General features: G+C 65.8%; 15 protein-coding genes. 9 read left to right on the top strand and 6 right to left on the bottom strand.

What is annotated here, in order from left to right; all coding sequences use genetic code 11:
- Position 1: 1 nt before the first annotated feature.
- Together cmk and AC1DW9_RS06745 are read left to right on the top strand one after the other, a co-directional pair.
- The gene (gene cmk, locus AC1DW9_RS06740; RefSeq protein WP_441505121.1) at positions 2 to 628 is read left to right on the top strand and encodes a (d)CMP kinase; all 627 of its coding nucleotides are present in this window, start codon (positions 2 to 4) and stop codon (positions 626 to 628) included.
- Positions 629 to 705: 77 nt separating this feature from the next.
- Positions 706 to 1,518 carry a DUF1194 domain-containing protein gene (locus tag AC1DW9_RS06745; RefSeq protein WP_476853301.1) on the top strand — a complete coding sequence of 271 codons (813 nt, stop codon included), beginning with the start codon at positions 706 to 708 and terminating at the stop codon, positions 1,516 to 1,518.
- Between the two features lie 7 nt (positions 1,519 to 1,525).
- Here AC1DW9_RS06745 and hrpB read toward each other — a convergent pair whose 3' ends face one another.
- The 3 genes from hrpB to AC1DW9_RS06760 form a co-directional block, all read right to left on the bottom strand.
- Positions 1,526 to 4,033: an ATP-dependent helicase HrpB gene (gene hrpB, locus AC1DW9_RS06750; RefSeq protein ID WP_476775107.1), complete on the bottom strand. Its 2,508-nt coding sequence runs from the start codon at positions 4,031 to 4,033 to the stop codon at positions 1,526 to 1,528.
- A 46-nt stretch (positions 4,034 to 4,079) separates the two neighbouring features.
- On the bottom strand, positions 4,080 to 4,868 hold the full coding sequence (locus AC1DW9_RS06755) for a class II glutamine amidotransferase (protein ID WP_441491980.1): 789 nt from the start codon (positions 4,866 to 4,868) through the stop codon (positions 4,080 to 4,082).
- Between the two features lie 92 nt (positions 4,869 to 4,960).
- Positions 4,961 to 5,440: a hypothetical protein gene (locus AC1DW9_RS06760; RefSeq protein WP_441491981.1), complete on the bottom strand. Its 480-nt coding sequence runs from the start codon at positions 5,438 to 5,440 to the stop codon at positions 4,961 to 4,963.
- 153 nt (positions 5,441 to 5,593) lie between these two features.
- Here AC1DW9_RS06760 and AC1DW9_RS06765 point away from each other — a divergent pair, with 153 nt between their 5' ends.
- Positions 5,594 to 7,012 (top strand): sodium:proton antiporter, encoded by a 1,419-nt coding sequence (locus tag AC1DW9_RS06765; protein WP_476775108.1) that lies wholly within the window; start codon positions 5,594 to 5,596, stop codon positions 7,010 to 7,012.
- Positions 7,013 to 7,124: 112 nt separating this feature from the next.
- Here the strand turns inward: AC1DW9_RS06765 and AC1DW9_RS06770 are convergent, their stop codons facing one another.
- The 3 genes from AC1DW9_RS06770 to AC1DW9_RS06780 form a co-directional block, all read right to left on the bottom strand.
- Positions 7,125 to 8,135 (bottom strand): Lnb N-terminal periplasmic domain-containing protein, encoded by a 1,011-nt coding sequence (locus AC1DW9_RS06770; RefSeq protein WP_476767756.1) that lies wholly within the window; start codon positions 8,133 to 8,135, stop codon positions 7,125 to 7,127.
- A 36-nt stretch (positions 8,136 to 8,171) separates the two neighbouring features.
- Positions 8,172 to 9,782: a phosphoenolpyruvate carboxykinase gene (locus tag AC1DW9_RS06775; RefSeq protein WP_441492058.1), complete on the bottom strand. Its 1,611-nt coding sequence runs from the start codon at positions 9,780 to 9,782 to the stop codon at positions 8,172 to 8,174.
- 193 nt (positions 9,783 to 9,975) lie between these two features.
- Entirely contained in the window at positions 9,976 to 10,755 is a 780-nt protein-coding gene (locus AC1DW9_RS06780) for a HugZ family pyridoxamine 5'-phosphate oxidase (protein ID WP_141740036.1), read from the bottom strand.
- A gap of 202 nt (positions 10,756 to 10,957) precedes the next feature.
- On the opposite strand from AC1DW9_RS06780, the gene AC1DW9_RS06785 reads away from it, so the two are divergent.
- The 6 genes from AC1DW9_RS06785 to ahcY all read left to right on the top strand — a co-directional run bounded on the left by AC1DW9_RS06785 (position 10,958) and on the right by ahcY (position 16,545).
- On the top strand, positions 10,958 to 11,659 hold the full coding sequence (locus AC1DW9_RS06785; protein ID WP_069878531.1) for a response regulator transcription factor: 702 nt from the start codon (positions 10,958 to 10,960) through the stop codon (positions 11,657 to 11,659).
- A gap of 72 nt (positions 11,660 to 11,731) precedes the next feature.
- Entirely contained in the window at positions 11,732 to 13,528 is a 1,797-nt protein-coding gene (locus AC1DW9_RS06790; protein WP_441491984.1) for a stimulus-sensing domain-containing protein, read from the top strand.
- A gap of 9 nt (positions 13,529 to 13,537) precedes the next feature.
- Positions 13,538 to 14,005 carry a hypothetical protein gene (locus AC1DW9_RS06795; RefSeq protein WP_441491985.1) on the top strand — a complete coding sequence of 156 codons (468 nt, stop codon included), beginning with the start codon at positions 13,538 to 13,540 and terminating at the stop codon, positions 14,003 to 14,005.
- 110 nt (positions 14,006 to 14,115) lie between these two features.
- Positions 14,116 to 14,517 (top strand): PTS sugar transporter subunit IIA, encoded by a 402-nt coding sequence (locus tag AC1DW9_RS06800; protein WP_043234821.1) that lies wholly within the window; start codon positions 14,116 to 14,118, stop codon positions 14,515 to 14,517.
- Position 14,518: 1 nt separating this feature from the next.
- Entirely contained in the window at positions 14,519 to 14,854 is a 336-nt protein-coding gene (locus tag AC1DW9_RS06805) for an HPr family phosphocarrier protein (RefSeq protein ID WP_069878534.1), read from the top strand.
- Positions 14,855 to 15,144: 290 nt separating this feature from the next.
- Positions 15,145 to 16,545, top strand: a complete 1,401-nt coding sequence (ahcY, locus tag AC1DW9_RS06810; protein WP_476775109.1) for an adenosylhomocysteinase — start codon at positions 15,145 to 15,147, stop codon at positions 16,543 to 16,545.
- Positions 16,546 to 16,686: the final 141 nt, after the last annotated feature.

The raw sequence follows: 16,686 nt of genomic DNA on the forward strand, positions 1-16,686 counted from the left end.
CCTGGTCATCGCCGTGGATGGTCCTGCCGCCTCGGGCAAGGGTACGCTGGCGCGGCGGCTCGCGGCCCATTACGGCCTGCCCTATCTCGATACCGGCCTGCTCTATCGCATGGTGGCCCGCGCGATGCGGGACGTGGGCAAGGATATCCACGATGACGAGGCCGCTGCAGCGATCGTCTCGACATTCGATGAAAAGGCCTTCGCCGAGGACAGCCTGCGTGGCCGCGAGATCGGCGAGGCCGCATCGGTCGTTGCGGCGATGCCGGCGGTCCGCAAGGGGCTGATCGACCGTCAGCGCCGCTTCGCCGGGCAGCCGGGCGGGGCCGTTCTCGACGGGCGCGATATCGGCACGGTGATCTGCCCCGAGGCTCCGGCCAAGCTCTTCGTCACCGCGACGCCGGAGGTGCGGGCGGCCCGGCGCCACAAGGAATTGGCCGGACGCGGCGAGCTTGCCTCCTTCGAGGGCATCCTGGCCGATATCAGGCGTCGCGATGCCCGCGATTCCGGCCGCAGCGATGCCCCGCTGAAGGCAGCTGAGGACGCGGATATCCTCGACACCTCGGCGCTCACGGTCGAGGAGGCGGTCGCGGCCGCGATCGCCATCGTGGATGCCCGCCGCGCGGGCTGAGCCTGCCGATAAATCATTCTTGGCGAGAGCCGAAACGAGGTGCACACTTCCGCCGCGCCCTGATGGCGGAGGTGGCGATGCGGCATGGGCTGTTCGGTCTCTTGAGTCTTGCGGCGGCCGGCTTCTGGACGGGCACGGCGCCGAATGCCCAGCCGGCGGCCGCCCCGCCCGACGAGGTCGATCTCGCCCTCGTGCTGGCGGTCGACATTTCCTATTCGATGGATCTCGACGAGCTCGCGCTGCAGCGCGGCGGCTATATCGAGGCCTTTCGCTCGAAACAGCTGCACGACGCCATCGCCAAGGGCGCGCTCGGCAAGATCGCCGTGACCTATTTCGAATGGGCCGGCGGCAATTTCCAGCATATCGTCAAGCCCTGGACGGTCATCGACACGCCACAATCGGCCATCGCCTTTGCCGAGGAGCTGGGCGAGGCTCAGACACGGCGCGGCCGGCGGACGTCGATTTCGGGCGCGATCGATCTCGGCATGCAGTTGCTCGATCAGGCCAATGTCACAGCGATGCGCCGCGTGATCGACATCTCGGGCGACGGCGCCAACAATGACGGGCGCCCCGTTACCGCGGCGCGCGACGATGCCCGCGACAAGGGCATCAGCATCAACGGCCTGCCGGTGATGCTGAAGCAGGCGAGCTATTTCGATATCGACAATCTCGACGTCTATTACGAAGACTGTGTCGTCACCGGCGTCGGCGCCTTCGTGATCCCGATCCGCGAACGTCACCAGTTCGTCGATGCGACCCGGACCAAGCTTGTGCGCGAGATTGCCGAGGTCCCGGCTGCCGAGGCCACCATCCAGAAGGCGCAGGCGAAGGAGCCGCGCGTGTCCTGCCTCTCGGGCGAGAGGCAGTGGCGCGACCGGATGGGGAATTGAGGCGGCCTCAGGTGCCGCGCGGCTTCGCTCGCGTCGTCGGCAGCGCTGCGGCTGGATCGTCCGGCCAGAGATGGCGGGGATAGCGGCCCTTCATGTCGGCCTTCACCGCGGCCCAGGAGCCGCGCCAGAAACCCGGCAGGTCGCGGGTCACCTGGATCGGTCGATGCGCCGGCGACAGCAGCTCCAGGACGAGCGGCACGCGGCCGGCCGCGAGCGAGGGGTGCTGGGCAAGCCCGTAAAGCTCCTGCACGCGCACCGAGATCGTCGGTCCCGCCTCGGCCGCATAATCCACGGCGAGATGGGAACCGGTCGGTGCAACGAAATGCGTCGGCGCCTCGGCATCGAGCCGGCGTTTCAGATCCCAGGGCAGCAGGCTGGCCAGCGCCGCATCGAGGTCGGCCGGCGCAATCGCGGCGAGCGAGGTTCGCCCCTCGATATGGGGCGCAAGCCAGAGTTCCGGCTCGGCTGCGAGCCCGGCATCGGACAGGTCGGGCCAGGGATTCTCGCCTTCTGTGCCGATTGCGGCCTGACGCAGGAAGGCGGTCCGCTCCCGCAATTGCTGCTGTGCCTTCGTCCATGGCAGCAACCCAATGCCCAACGTCGCCACACCAATCGCCAGGGTCGCAGCGTTCTCCGACGTTGCCTCCACTGCAAGCGGGCGCTCCGACAGGCTGATGGCGCCATAGCGCCTGACCGCACGCGCACGCAGAGCGCGGGCATTGCGGTCGAAGATCGTTTCCGTCCGCTCCTCCAGGCCGAAGGACGCCAGGCCTTCGGCGGCCTGACGAAGGACTTCGTCTTCACCGATTGCGGCACCCCCAAGGATTCGGGCCTGTTGCGCTGTGCCCGTCATGTCGGCCACGACGATCCAGGGCTCGCGGGCGAGGCGCTGCGTCGGCTCAAGCGCCGCACCGCGGCCATTGGCCAGGAGATACTGGCCCGAGCCCGCTGCGCGTAGCCTGGCGATTCGATCGGGATAGGCGAGCGCGAGCAGGAAGCCGATGGAGCCCGTCGCGTCGCACCCGGGCGGGCTCGCCTTCTCCGCCAACCGGGCCCAGCCCTCCGCGAGGCGGCGCATATCGGCGGCACGACCACCGCGCTCCCGCCCGAAGCGCTCGGCCCGCTCGGCGAGATCCGTCGCATCTCCGCCGAGCCCCCGCTCGACCAGCAGCGCCGCCAGTTCCGCCGCCGCCCTGGCCTGACCGAAGCGCGCGGCAACGACGACCATGCGCGCGAGGCGTGGCGGCAGCGGCAATGCCTGCAAGGCCCGGCCATCGGCGGTGATGCGGCCGTCATCGGCGAGTGCGCCAAGATTGAGCAGCAGCGCCCGCGCCTCCTTCAGGGCAGGCGCCGGCGGCTGGTCGAGAAAGGCGAGCGATGTCGGATCGGCGACGCCCCAGGCGGCGCAATCAAGCAGCAGCGGCGCGAGATCCGCAGAGAGGATTTCAGGCCGGGCGAAGGCTTCCAGGGCGCCAGTGCCAGCCTCCTCCCAGAGGCGGTAGCACACGCCCGGTTCGGTGCGGCCGGCGCGGCCGCGGCGCTGGTCGGCCGCAGCGCGGCTGACCCGGCGGGTCTCGAGCCGGGTCACGCCGATATCGGGCTCGTAGACGGGGACGCGCGCGAGGCCCGAATCGACCACCACGCGCACCCCCTCGATGGTGAGCGAGGTCTCGGCGATCGAGGTCGCCAGCACGATCTTGCGACGTCCGGCCGGCGTCGGCAGCACGGCGCGATCCTGCTCGGCCTGATCGAGCGCGCCATAGAGCGGCGCGATCTCGACCGCGGGATCGCGCACCCGTTCGCGCAGCCGCTCCTCGACCCGCCTGATCTCGCCCTGTCCCGGCAGGAAGACGAGGAGCGAACCCGATTGCTCGTTCAGGGCCTGCTGCACGGCCTCGGTGACCTGGTCCTCGATCCGCTTCAGCGGATCCCGGCCGCGATAGCGCGTCTCGACAGGATAGGCCCGGCCCTGCGATTCGATGACCGGCGCGGCGCCGAGCAGCTTTGCGACCCGCGCGCCGTCCAGGGTGGCCGACATCACCAGGATGCGCAGGTCCTCGCGCAATCCGCCTTGCGCGTCGAGCGCCAGGGCGAGACCGAAATCGGCATCGAGGGAGCGTTCGTGGAATTCGTCAAAGAGCACGGCGGCGATGCCGTCGAGCGCCGGATCGTCGAGGATCATCCGGGCGAAGACCCCCTCGGTGACGACCTCGATCCGCGTCTTCGGCCCGATCTTCGATCCGAGCCGGACACGCAGGCCAACCGTGTCGCCAACGCGCTCCCCCAGCGTCTGCGCCATGCGGCCGGCAGCACCGCGAGCCGCGAGCCGGCGCGGTTCGAGGATGATCAGCTTACCGCCGGTCGCCCAGGGCTCGTCGAGCAGGGCGAGCGGGACACGCGTGGTCTTGCCGGCGCCGGGAGGAGCGACCAGCACCACATTCGGGCCGGCACGGAGCGCCGCGGCGAGATCGCCCAGGACGGCATCGATCGGAAGCGGGGTATCGAAATCGCGCATGGCGCGATGTGACGCAGCCGGCGCGCGGACGCAAGCGATGGCGGACTCAGGCTGCCTGCCGAAGCCCGACCTCGAAGGGGCTGACCGTGATCGCGCCTGATTTTACAGACACCATCGAATTGCATCCGAGCGCCTGCCAGCAGTCGCGCGCGGCATCGACCGGCTCGGACGCGACGACGATGCTGTCGCTGCGGTTGCAGATATAGAGCGTCGGCGGCCGCGTATCGGAAGACCAGCGCACGGCGTGGATCGTCTCGCCATCGGCGAGCGCGGCGGCGCAGCGCAAGGGCTCGCGAATGCCGGCCGCCTGCATCAGGGCCAGCGCCTCGCCCAAGGTCCAGGCCAGCGCTTCGCCGGGCGAATAGCCGTCCGCCATGCGGGCGAGCGCCAGCAGGAAGATCGCCTCCGAATCCGTCGTGCCGACACGGGCGGCATAGAGCGAATCGGGAATCAGGCTCTCGAGCTTGCGGCGGATCAGGGCGTAGCCGCCGATCTGGCCGTTATGCATGAAGAGATGCCGGCCATGGACGAAGGGATGGCAATTGGCCCGCGTCGTCGCCGTACCGGTCGCAGCGCGCACATGGGCGAAGAAGAGATGCGAGCGCACCTGACGGGCGATCGAGAGCAGGTTCTCGTCGGACCAGGCCGGACGGACCTCGCGATACTGCCCGGGCTCCGGCTTCTCGCCATACCAACCGACGCCAAACCCGTCGCCATTCGTGCCGGTCTTGCTCTCCTCGGCATGGAGCGACTGGTGAATCAGCGAATGGCAGGGCGAGGCGACGAAATCCTCAAGAAAGACCGGAACGCCGGAATAGGCGAGGAAACGGCACATGGTCGGTCCCGAATCAGGCTGCGGGCGGGACGCCGCATTGAGGAGATTATTCCACGAGAATGAACCGTGACATAACAAATCTTCCCCGCACCCTACTCGCTGCAGGAGAAATCCAGCTTCGCTTCCTTGCGGCTCCGACCGACCTTCACCTCGATCTCGAGCGGAGCGCAGGTGGCGCTGTCGAGCAGGAAGGCCTTGTGGATGCGCCCCTCTTCGCCAAAGAGGAACCCGCCATAGACGCGCCTGAGCAGGATCCTCTCGCCGGTCTTCGCCTTCTGCCTGACGGTGAGCGAGGCGAGGTCGCGCGCGATCTTGTCCGAGGATTTGGTGTTCTTCGCGCCGGTGAAGGAAAGCGTCACCAGCAGCGCATCGGCCGGCTCGCCGGCTTCGCCCTCGCCGATCACTGCATTGTGGAGCGCCTTCTTCGTACCGACCAGATTCTCCGAGAGCCTGCCGGTGCGCTCGAGGAAGAGCTGGGCCTTGATCTCCTCGACCGCGACCTGGGCGAAGGCTGAAGCTGAAGACGCCGCCAGAAGGCCCAGGCCGAACAGTGCGGAGAAAGCCGGTTGCATCGTCGAGGCCCCATCTGAATCACGCCCTATCGGCAGGATTGCGCAGCTATGCCATTTCGCCGTGAGGTTGCTAGCCCTCCGATCAGGCTTTACGCGACAACCCAACCGGGCGATGACGGAAACCGCTCGATATCGGGATTGGGGAGCGGGTCCTTGAAGTCAGTGATTTCGCTTGCGGGTGCAGCCTTGGCGCTGTGCCTGGTTCCCAGCCTCACATTCGCGGCGGGCGATATCGGCGGGGCGACGCTCGGTGCGGCCTGGGCTCTTCCCTTTGCCGGCATGCTGCTCTCGATCGCCCTCGGACCGATCCTGTTTCCGCATGTCTGGGAGCTCAATTACGGCAAGTTCGCAGCCTTCTGGGCAGCGCTCGTGCTGGTGCCTCTGGTCCTCTTCCGTGGCTTCGATCCGGCGCTCGGATCACTGCTTCACACCGCGCTGCTCGAATATATCCCCTTCATCATCCTGCTCTTCGCGCTCTTCACCATTGCCGGCGGCATCCTGATCACCGGGAATCTGCGCGGTACGCCAGCGACCAATACGGCTCTGCTGGCGATCGGGACCACGATGGCGAGCGTGGTCGGCACGACGGGCGCCTCGATCATCATGATCCGGCCGCTGCTGCGCGCCAACGACGACCGCCGCCACAACGTCCATGTCGTCGTGTTCTTCATCTTCCTGGTCTCGAATATCGGCGGCTCGCTGACCCCGCTCGGAGATCCGCCACTCTTTCTCGGCTTCCTGCGCGGCGTCAGCTTCTTCTGGACGACCCAGCACCTCCTGCCGGAAACCAGCTTTGCGGTCGCTGTGCTGCTCGCGCTGTTCTTCGCGCTCGACAGCTATTTCTTCAGCAAGGAAAAGGGGGCTCCAGCCCTCAAGGATCCGACGCCGGACCGTGCCATCAAGCTCTTCGGCAAGGTCAATATCGCTCTGCTCGGCGGCGTCATCCTCGCCATCCTGATGTCGGCGAACTGGAAGCCCGGCACTGTCTTCGACATCCATGGCGTTCATGTCGAGCTGCAGAATGTGGTGCGCGACGCGATCCTGCTCAGCCTCGCGGGTCTCTCGCTGGTACTGACGCCGAAGCCGGTGCGGGCCGGCAATGAATTCAGCTGGGGGCCGATCAAGGAGGTCGCCAAGCTCTTTGCCGGCATCTTCGTCTGCATCATCCCGGTGCTGGCGATGCTGCAGGCCGGCAAGGACGGGGCGTTCGCACCGCTCGTCGCGCTGGTGACGCATGCGGACGGAACGCCGAACAACGTCGCCTATTTCTGGCTGACCGGCATCCTCTCGTCCTTCCTCGACAATGCCCCGACCTATCTGGTCTTCTTCGAACTCGCCGGCGGCGACGCGAAAGCCCTGATGACAACCGGTGCACTGACGCTGACCGCGATCTCGGCCGGCGCGGTCTTCATGGGCGCCAACAGTTATATTGGCAACGCGCCGAACTTCATGGTCTACGCCATCGCCAAGGATCGGAAGGTCAATATGCCGAGCTTCTTCGGCTACATGATGTGGTCAGGCGCGATCCTGATCCCGCTCTTCCTGCTGCAGACGGTGATCTTCTTCAGGTAGCGGCAGCCTTGTGCGGCAGCTCGGCCCCGTGCCGGGCGCCCGCCATCCCCCGTTCACGGACGGACGAGGTCGGGGGCGCTCCGGGCGCGTCCACCCCATGGCTTGCGAGGCGCTAGGGCCGGCCCGTCGGCACGCCTTCGCGAATCCTCTGCGAAAACGCGGGATCGTCGAGGGACAGTGTGCGTGCCCGCTCACTGATGCGCCCGCGTCGAATCAACTCGTCGAGCGGCATGTCGGAGCGGATCGCACCGATGCGGGCGAGGTAGCCCGGCAGGTAGCCGGAGAGCAGCACGCGCGGATCGAGCGGCAGCGAGAAGGTCCAGCCGGGGGCAACCGAACCGACGAGATGGTAGACCACCGTCGTGCAATTGGTCGTCAGCGTGTTGTACCAGCGCGGCTTCTTCGCCAGCCGGTTGATGTCGGCGGCATAGGCGAGCAGCACGTCGCGGGCCTGGGTCGGGGTCGCGGCGAGCCGGAACAGCCTGACATCCTCGCCACGCGCATGGGTGCGCAGGCCAACGATGTCGCGCTCGTCGGCGGCGACATAGGCCATCTCATAGGTCCGGAAGAAGCCGGCCAGCGACGACCATTCCTCGCCCTTCTCGCGCCGAACCTCGATCGAGAAGGTCAGCGGCGGGGAATCTGAGAAGGTGAAGCTGACGAGCAGATGCGCAATCGCTTCGCCGGACCAGTAGGACAGGAAGAGATCGGCGCCCTCGATCTTCGACAGGTCGAAGCTGCGCGTTTCCCAGTGCTGATCGTAGTCGGTTTCGGTGCGCCAGCGGAAATGACGCAAATTGCTGACGGTGATGCGGTCGCCCTCGCGCGCGATCTCCGGCAGGCGCGCAAGCTCGGGGATCCAGTCGCGATCATGGGATGGCAGCATGCTGTTCCACCAGCCGAGCAGGCCGAGGAACACGACCGCGAAGCCCAGCGGCAATCGCAGGGCGCCGGTCCAGATCCCGATCAGCCCGGCCAGCGCGGCGAAGCCGAAGCCGATGGCGCCCATGATGGCCAGCGCGCCGTTGAGGCGGAACAGCAGGAGGCCGACGCCCCAAAGACCCGCCCCGACGATGACGAGGGTGGTGAGAAGCTTCAGCAGAATCAAAAAGAGGCGGCTCATCGCCGCCTCTCGTAACACATCAATCCGATTCGGGCGTCACGCCGCGAGCGAACTGGTCGGCGCTGCCGCCTTCACGGCATCATCGACATGGCTCTCGAAACGCTTGAAGTTCTCGCGGAACATGCCGACGAGCGTCTTGGCGGTTTCGGCGAACTCGGCCTTATCCTGCCAGGTCTTGACGGGATAGAGGATGTGCGGCTCGACGCCGGGCACCGAGGTCGGCACCGCGAAGCCGAAATAAGGATCGCGGCGGAAATCGGCGCGGTTGAGCGAGCCGTCCAGCGCCGCCGACAGCAGGCGGCGGGTGACGCGGATCGGCATGCGCCGGCCGGTACCGTACTTGCCGCCGGTCCAGCCGGTGTTCACCAGCCAGCAATCGACATGGTGCTTGGCGATGAAGTCGCGCAGCAGATTGGCGTATTCCGACGGGTGACGCGGCAGGAAGGGCGAGCCGAAGCAGGTCGAGAACTCCGGCTCGACGCCGACAAGGCCGCGCTCCGTGCCGGCGACCTTGGCGGTGTAGCCGGAGAGGAAATGGTACATCGCCTCGGCCGGGGTCAGCTTGGCGATCGGCGGCATCACGCCGAACGCGTCGGCCGTCAGCATCACGATGTTCTTGGGCGTGCCGGCCCGGCCGGTGCGCGACGCATTCGGGATGAAATCGAGCGGATAGGCCGAGCGGGTGTTCTCGGTCTTGCTCTGGTCGTCGAAATCCACAACGCGGCTGATCGGGTCGAGCACGACATTTTCGAGCACGGTGCCGAAACGCTGCGAAGCAGCATAGATCTGCGGCTCGGCCTCGGCCGAGAGCTTGATCGTCTTGGCGTAGCAGCCACCCTCGAAATTGAAGATGCCGTCCTTCGACCAGCCATGCTCGTCATCGCCGATGAGCGTGCGGTCAGGGTCTGCCGACAGCGTGGTCTTGCCGGTGCCGGAGAGCCCGAAGAAGATCGCCGGGTCTTCATTGCGGCCGACATTCGCCGAGCAATGCATCGGCACGACACCCTTGGTGGGCAGGATGTAGTTCAGATATGTGAAGACCGATTTCTTCATCTCGCCGGCATAGGCGGAGCCGCCGATCAGCACGATCTTGCGGGTGAAATCGATGGCAACGACGGTCTCGCTGCGGCAGCCATGGCGCTTGGGATCGGCCTTGAAGCTGGGGAGATCGACAATCGTCATCTCCGGCACATAGGTCGGAATCTCTTCCGGAGCCGGGCGGATGAGCAGGTTGCGGATGAAGAGCGAGTGCCAGGCGAACTCCGTGAAGACGCGAGCCTTGACACGATGCACCGGGTCGGCGCCGCCATAGAGATCCTGGGCAAAGAGTTCCTTGCCTTCGGCGTGGCTGATGAAATCAGCGAGCAAGGTCTCGAACTGCGCCGGCGTGATCGCGCCGTTGTTCTCCCACCAGACGGTTCCTTCCGTCAGCGCATCCTTGACGACGAACTTGTCCTTCGGAGACCGGCCGGTATGGCTGCCGGTATCGGCGCAGAGCGCACCGCCATGGGCGATCTCGGACTCGCCGCGCCGCAGCGACTCCTCGTAAAGGCGCGCCGCTTCGAAGTTCCAGCGCACCGCCTTGAGCTTGCGGAAGCCGAATGTGTCGGCGCCGCAGGCGGTGTTGAAGTGACCGATGGTCTCCACAGGCATTCTCCCAAACGGCGCCCTTCGACGCCTTGTTTCGACATGGCGGACTGTGCTTCCGCCACCGTGGGCGAGATCAAGTGCGGCGCTCTTTAAGCGCATGGCGGCGCCGGCTCAAGTCACCGACGAAACTTGAGCAGGCACAAGCTTCCCTAAATCGATTGAATAATCCGAGCCCTCCAGCACAGCGTCATCAGGCCGCAGCTCGGGCCTTCTGGGCCAGCGCCACCAGCGCGGCACGCAACGCCCCCGGGCTGGTGACACGCTCGGGAAAGACAAGGCGCGCCGCAGCATCGCCGCAGACAAGATCAAGCCCTTCGGGGTCGAGTCCCGTCGCCCGCCAGCGCCCCTCCGCCTCACCCAGCAGCCGCGTCGCATACAGCGCGAGCGCGTCCGCATGGTCCTCGTTCATATGTGCGACGGCGCCGTCCTCGGCCTCGATCAGCGCATCGCACCCCGTCAGGTCGAGCAGGACGTCACCTGTCGCGATCTCGGCTGCGCGGGCAAACCCGCCATTGGGATGGAGCCCGGAGACCTCGAGCCGGAAGAGCGAAAAATCGGGGAAATCAATGTAGAGCTTCGACTTGGGGTGACGCGCCAGGAACCGGCGCCGCGCCCGCGGATCGTCGGTGCGCAGGGCACGCCCGGCCACGCTGACGCGCTTCGAGTTGGCCATGGGGTCGCCCTTCCCCAACGCAAAGCACAGGATCGAGCAGCGCGGATCGGCATCGAGATTGCGCGTATGCAATGCGAGCTTCGAGAGCAGAAGAAGCGGCGTTCCATCGACATCGGTCGCGACATTCACGAGAGTCGACAACGGAAATCCGCTTGCCGGGTCAAGGGTCGCCAGCGGCGCCGTGCGAGCAATGCGCAGCAGCTCGCGCGCCATCGCGACCGCATCGAAGGAATCCGGCGCCGTGCCCCCGAGTTCGACGCCGCGCGGCGTGATCGCCTGTCCCTGAACCTCAGACATCGCACGCTCCTCACCCTCAAAAATCGGCCTTGGTGAGCCGCACCAGCCGAAGCCGCCGACAGCCGCTCCGGACCCTTTCGGCATAACAACGCGTTAGGCTGTAGCGAAACCGTCACGGCACCGCTAGATTGCAGCCACGGTTTGGCCGCTCTCTCGCGAGAGTGGACCCGTCATTGCAACGCGGCCCAGAGACGTAAAGCCCATGCCAACCATTGCGCTGGTCGATGACGACCGCAACATCCTGACCTCGGTCTCCATCGCCCTCGAGGCCGAAGGATACCGGATCATGACCTATACGGACGGGGCATCGGCGCTTGATGGGCTGAAGCAGAACCCGCCGGATCTGGCGATCTTCGATATCAAGATGCCACGCATGGACGGGATGGAGCTGCTTCGGCGGCTCAGGCAGAAATCCGACCTGCCGGTGATCTTCCTGACGTCGAAGGACGAGGAGATCGACGAGCTCTTTGGCCTGAAGATGGGCGCGGATGACTTCATCCGGAAGCCGTTCTCGCAGCGACTGCTGGTCGAGCGCGTCAAGGCGATCCTGCGCCGCTCAGGCGCCAAGGATGTCAGCGCGCCAGCGCGACCGGAAGACGCCAAGGCCCTGGAGCGCGGCCAGTTGCGCATGGACCCGGAGCGTCATACCTGCACCTGGAAGGGCGAGCCGGTCACGCTGACCGTCACCGAATTCCTGATCCTGCAGTCGCTGGCACAGCGTCCCGGCGTGGTGAAAAGCCGCAACGCCCTGATGGACGCCGCCTATGACGACGAGGTCTATGTCGACGACCGCACCATCGACAGCCATATCAAGCGGCTGCGCAAGAAGTTCAATCAGGTCGATGCCGAGTTCGACATGATCGAGACGCTGTACGGTGTCGGTTACCGCTTCAAGGAGATGTGAGAATCGCGATCGATGCCTTGACCTGCTCCGAGGGACACTTAACGGCCTTCGTGGAATTGGAACGCATCACGCATGGCGACGATTGAACAGGACAGACCCCGCGCCGAAGGCCGCCGCAGCCGTCCGGCGCTGCGGCGGCGCGTAGCGCTTGCGGGACGGCATGCCTGGCGCGCCATCTCGTCGCGCGCGGCCTCCAGCCTGACGCGTCGCATCGTCGTCCTCAATCTCGCCGGGCTCGTGGCACTGCTGCTCGGCTTTCTCTACCTCAATCAGTTCCGCGAAGGATTGATCGAGTCCCGGGTGCAAAGCCTGCTGACGCAGGGCGAGATCATTGCCGCCTCGATCGCGGCCTCCGCGACGGTCGAGACCGACACGATCACCATCGACGCCGATAAGTTGCTGCAGCTGCAAGCAGGTGAGAGCGCCGGCATTGCCGACGATCCGCTCGATTTCTCGATCAATCCCGAGAAAGTGGCGCCGCTGCTCAGGCGCCTGGTGACGCCGACCAAGACCCGTGCCCGCGTCTATGACAAGGACGGGATGCTGACGCTCGATTCGCGCAATCTCTATTCGCGCGGCGACGTGCTCCGGCTCGACTTGCCGCGCCTCGGCGAGCAGGACGAGGCGCCCTTGCTCGAGCGCACATGGAACATGCTGCGCAGCCGGCTCGGGCGTGCCGACGTGCCGGCCTATGACGATTTCGCCAATGCCAATGGCAAGTCCTATCCGGAGGTGGCACGCGCCTTGAGCGGCGTTCCAGCCAGTGTCGTGCGCGTCAATACGCGCGGGCAGACCATCGTCTCCGTCGCCGTGCCGGTCCAGCGCTTCCGGACCGTACGCGGAGCGCTTCTGCTCTCGACCCAAGGCGGCGACATCGACGGCATCATCGCTGGCGAACGCTACGCCATCATCCAGGTCTTTGCCGTTGCTGCGGGCGTGATGATCGTGCTGTCGGTGCTGCTGGCCGGCACGATCGCCGAGCCGATCCGCAAGCTCGCCGACGCTGCGCAGCGCGTGCGCAAGGGCGTGAAGTCGCGCGAGGAAATTCCCGATTTCACCAATCGCCACGACGAGATCGGACACCTGTCAGGCTCGCTGCGCGACATGACAAAGGCGCTCTACAACCGCATCGAGGCGATCGAGAGCTTCGCCGCCGATGTCGCCCATGAGCTCAAGAACCCGCTCACCTCACTGCGCAGTGCCGTGGAAACGCTGCCGCGCGTGAAAAACGACGATTCCCGCGGCCGGCTGCTCGCCGTGATCCAGCATGATGTCCGGCGCCTCGACCGCCTGATCTCGGATATTTCGGATGCGTCGCGGCTCGACGCGGAGCTGGCACGCAACGATGCCGCCCCCGTCGACATGGCCCAGGTCTTGGAAGCCGTGGTCAGCTTGCAGAACCAGACGCGTCGGGATGGCCAGCCCGGCATCGAGCTTTCGGTCGAGCGGCGCGGGCAGCGCCCTGGCGGACGTCAGGACTTCCTGGTGATGGGCCATGATTCCCGGCTCGGCCAGGTCATGGTCAATCTCATCGACAACGCCCGTTCCTTCTCGCAGCCCGACAAGCCCGTGCGCGTCATACTGTCGCGCGTCGGGCCCGATGTGCTGATCAGCGTCGAGGATGACGGGCCGGGCATCCCGCCCCACGCCATCGAGCGCATCTTCGAGCGCTTCTATACCGACCGACCGGACGAGGGCTTCGGGCAGAATTCCGGGCTCGGCCTTTCGATCTCACGCCAGATCGTCGAAGCCCATCGCGGCAGCATTCGGGCCGAGAACCGGCTCGACCGCTCGACCGGAGCTGAAGACCCGCCACGGCTCGGTGCCCGCTTCGTCGTACGGCTGCCTGCCGTTCAGCACATCGCCTGAGTTGCCGCCATGGACAATGCCAACACGGCCGCAACCGGCGAACGCGTGCATGCCAGCACGATTGCGATTGGAGAGGCCGGAATCATCATCCGCGGCCCATCCGGCGCCGGAAAATCGGTTCTGGCGCTGGCCCTCATCGCGCTCGCCAGGCAGGACGGCCTGTTTGCGCGCCTGGTCGCCGACGACCGGACCGAACTGAATGCGACTGGCGGCAGGTTGGTCGGCTACCCCGTCTCCCCGCTGGAGGGACTGATCGAGCGACGCGGTCTCGGCCTCACGCCCGAGCCCTACTTGCCCGGCGTCGTGATCCGGCTGATTGTCGATTGCAGTGGCGAGGAGCCGGAACGCATGCCTGAGCCGGAAGCGCTGGTGGAACGCCTGGCAGGTATCGACCTGCCGCGGCTGACCGTGAAGGGTCGGGCCGGTGACGAGCGGCTTGTCCTCACCGCCCTGCGCCTGTTCATGGGAGATGCGTGAGCCTTGTTTTCGACAAGATTCAATCCAGCTGTCTTGCCTAACCCGCGCGCCTGCCGCATAAACCGCGACCTTGTCCGGGCGCCTGCAAGCGCTCTCCGGTGCGATAGTGAATGATCGGACTCGTCCTTGTGACGCATGGGCATCTGGCGACCGAGTTCCGCTCAGCGCTCGAACATGTCGTCGGCCCCCAGCAAAACCTCGCCACCATCGCCATCGCCCCCGATGACGACATGGAGGCCCGTCGACGCGACATCATCGCGGCGGTCGAAGCCGTCGAGAACGGCAAGGGCGTGATCGTTCTCACCGACATGTTCGGTGGCACGCCCTCGAATCTGGCCATCTCGGTGATGGAACCCGGGCGGATCGACGTCGTGGCCGGGATCAACCTGCCGATGTTGATCAAGCTCGCCAGCGTGCGCGAGGAGAAGACCCTCGACGAGGCCGTAACCAGCGCGCAGGATGCCGGCCGAAAATACATCACCGTAGCCAGCCGGGTTCTGGCGGGAAAATAGGATGAGCGGCCAGGTGAGCAGCAGCGAAGACGATTGTGATTGCCCGGAAACGGCGATCCCGAACGGCGCGCTTTATTGCGAACTGCCGATCGTCAACAAGAAGGGGCTGCACGCCCGCGCCACGGCGAAATTCGTGCAGTGCGCCTCGAATTTCGACGCCGACATTACCGTGACCCGCTGCGGCGAGACCGTCGGCGCGACCTCGATCATGGGTATCCTGACGCTCGGCGCCGGCATCGGCTCGACCATCACCGTCGTCGCCAAGGGCCGTGACGCCCAGGAGGCGCTGAAGGCGCTCGAAGCGCTGGTCGCCGACAAGTTCGGCGAAGGCGAATAGACTGAGGCGCCGACCGCGCTCCCTTCCAGGTCGCCTGAGGTCGGATTTTGCTGCGCTCGGCCTGAGATGCGCTGGTGGCAAACCGTCCCCTCCCTTCCCGGACTGCTGACTTCTGATGGCAAGCACGCGACAATGCCCGATGCGGGCATCTGACGGGCGAGGTTCGCGCATGTCGCGCCGCGCTCATTCCCGGCGCATATAAAGACATCTTTATATCTTTGATTGCCTTCTGACGCCGTCGCTGCTAGAGAGCCGCGCGTCATTCAAGATCAAGCCATTGGAGCAGCCCCGTGTCGAAGCACGATTACGTCGTCAAGGACATCAGCCTCGCGGATTACGGCCGCAAGGAAATCAACATGGCCCAGGACGAGATGCCGGGCCTGATGGCGATCCGCGCCGAGCATAAGGGCAAGGCCCCGCTCAAGGGCGCCCGCATCGCCGGCTGCCTGCACATGACCATTCAGACCGCCGTGCTGATCGAGACGCTGAAGGAACTCGGCGCCGACGTGCGCTGGTCGTCCTGCAACATCTTCTCGACCCAGGACCATGCCGCCGCCGCGATCGCCGCGACCGGCACCCCGGTCTTCGCCATCAAGGGCGAGACGCTGGAGGAGTATTGGGAATACGTCCTGCGCACCGCGACATGGGGTGACGGCGGCACGCCGAACATGATCCTCGACGATGGCGGCGACCTGACCATGCTGATCATCCTCGGTGCCGAGGCCGAGGCCGGCAAGGCCGAATTCCTGGACAAGCCGGGCAACGAGGAAGAGACGATCTTCTTCAAGCTGATCAAGCGGGAGCTCAAGGCCAATCCAGGCTGGTTCACCAAGACCCGCGCCGCGATCAAGGGCGTCTCGGAAGAGACCACCACCGGCGTGCACCGCCTCTACGAGCTGGCCAAGGCCGGCCGCATGCCCTTCCCGGCGATCAACGTCAACGACTCCGTCACCAAGTCGAAGTTCGACAACCTCTATGGCTGCCGTGAATCGCTGGTCGACGCCATCCGCCGCGGCACCGACGTGATGATGTCGGGCAAGGTCGCGGTCGTCGCCGGCTATGGCGACGTCGGCAAGGGCTCGGCCGCTTCGCTGCGCCAGGCCGGCTGCCGCGTGCTCGTCACCGAGATCGACCCTATCTGCGCGCTGCAGGCGGCGATGGAAGGCTACGAGGTCGTGACCATGGAAGATGCTGCGCCCCGCGCCGACATCTTCGTGACCGCCACCGGCAATCTCGACGTCATCACCGTCGAGCACATGCGCGCCATGAAGCACCGCGCCATTGTCTGCAATATCGGCCATTTCGACTCGGAGATTCAGGTCGCCGGCCTGAAGAACTTCAAGTGGGACAACGTCAAGCCGCAGGTCGACGAGGTCGAGTTCCCCAACGGCAAGCGCATCATCCTGCTCTCGGAAGGTCGCCTGGTGAATCTCGGCAACGCCACCGGCCACCCGTCCTTCGTGATGTCCTGCTCGTTCTCGAACCAGACGCTGGCCCAGATCGAGCTCTGGAACCACCACGCCAAGTACGAGAACAAGGTCTACACGCTGCCGAAGCATCTCGACGAGAAGGTCGCGGCGCTCCACCTCGCCAAGGTCGGGGCCAAGCTGACTGTGCTCAACGATGCGCAGGCGAAGTATCTGGGCCTGGCCCCGACCGGCCCGTTCAAGCCCGAGCTCTACCGCTACTGACACGCCAACAGGCGTAAAGTTGAAGAAGCCCGGCGTTCGCGCCGGGCTTTTTTGCATCTGACTGACCTCTCATTATTGCAAGAAGACACCACTAATAGACAGTGCCCTACAGCCAGGCTCAATTTGTTGATTTCTTGGCCT

The sequence above is a fragment of the Allobosea sp. P4_E12 genome (assembly GCF_056401655.1).

Bases quoted from the DNA above. Each gene is read 5' to 3' on its own strand.
- AC1DW9_RS06745 (WP_476853301.1), top strand. From the start codon at position 706: ATGCGGCATGGGCTGTTCGGTCTCTTGAGTCTTGCGGCGGCCGGCTTC.
- hrpB (WP_476775107.1), bottom strand. From the start codon at position 4,033: ATGCGCGATTTCGATACCCCGCTTCCGATCGATGCCGTCCTGGGCGAT.
- AC1DW9_RS06755 (WP_441491980.1), bottom strand. From the start codon at position 4,868: ATGTGCCGTTTCCTCGCCTATTCCGGCGTTCCGGTCTTTCTTGAGGAT.
- AC1DW9_RS06760 (WP_441491981.1), bottom strand. From the start codon at position 5,440: ATGCAACCGGCTTTCTCCGCACTGTTCGGCCTGGGCCTTCTGGCGGCG.
- AC1DW9_RS06770 (WP_476767756.1), bottom strand. From the start codon at position 8,135: ATGAGCCGCCTCTTTTTGATTCTGCTGAAGCTTCTCACCACCCTCGTC.
- AC1DW9_RS06780 (WP_141740036.1), bottom strand. From the start codon at position 10,755: ATGTCTGAGGTTCAGGGACAGGCGATCACGCCGCGCGGCGTCGAACTC.
- AC1DW9_RS06785 (WP_069878531.1), top strand. From the start codon at position 10,958: ATGCCAACCATTGCGCTGGTCGATGACGACCGCAACATCCTGACCTCG.
- AC1DW9_RS06790 (WP_441491984.1), top strand. From the start codon at position 11,732: ATGGCGACGATTGAACAGGACAGACCCCGCGCCGAAGGCCGCCGCAGC.
- AC1DW9_RS06795 (WP_441491985.1), top strand. From the start codon at position 13,538: ATGGACAATGCCAACACGGCCGCAACCGGCGAACGCGTGCATGCCAGC.
- AC1DW9_RS06800 (WP_043234821.1), top strand. From the start codon at position 14,116: ATGATCGGACTCGTCCTTGTGACGCATGGGCATCTGGCGACCGAGTTC.
- AC1DW9_RS06805 (WP_069878534.1), top strand. From the start codon at position 14,519: ATGAGCGGCCAGGTGAGCAGCAGCGAAGACGATTGTGATTGCCCGGAA.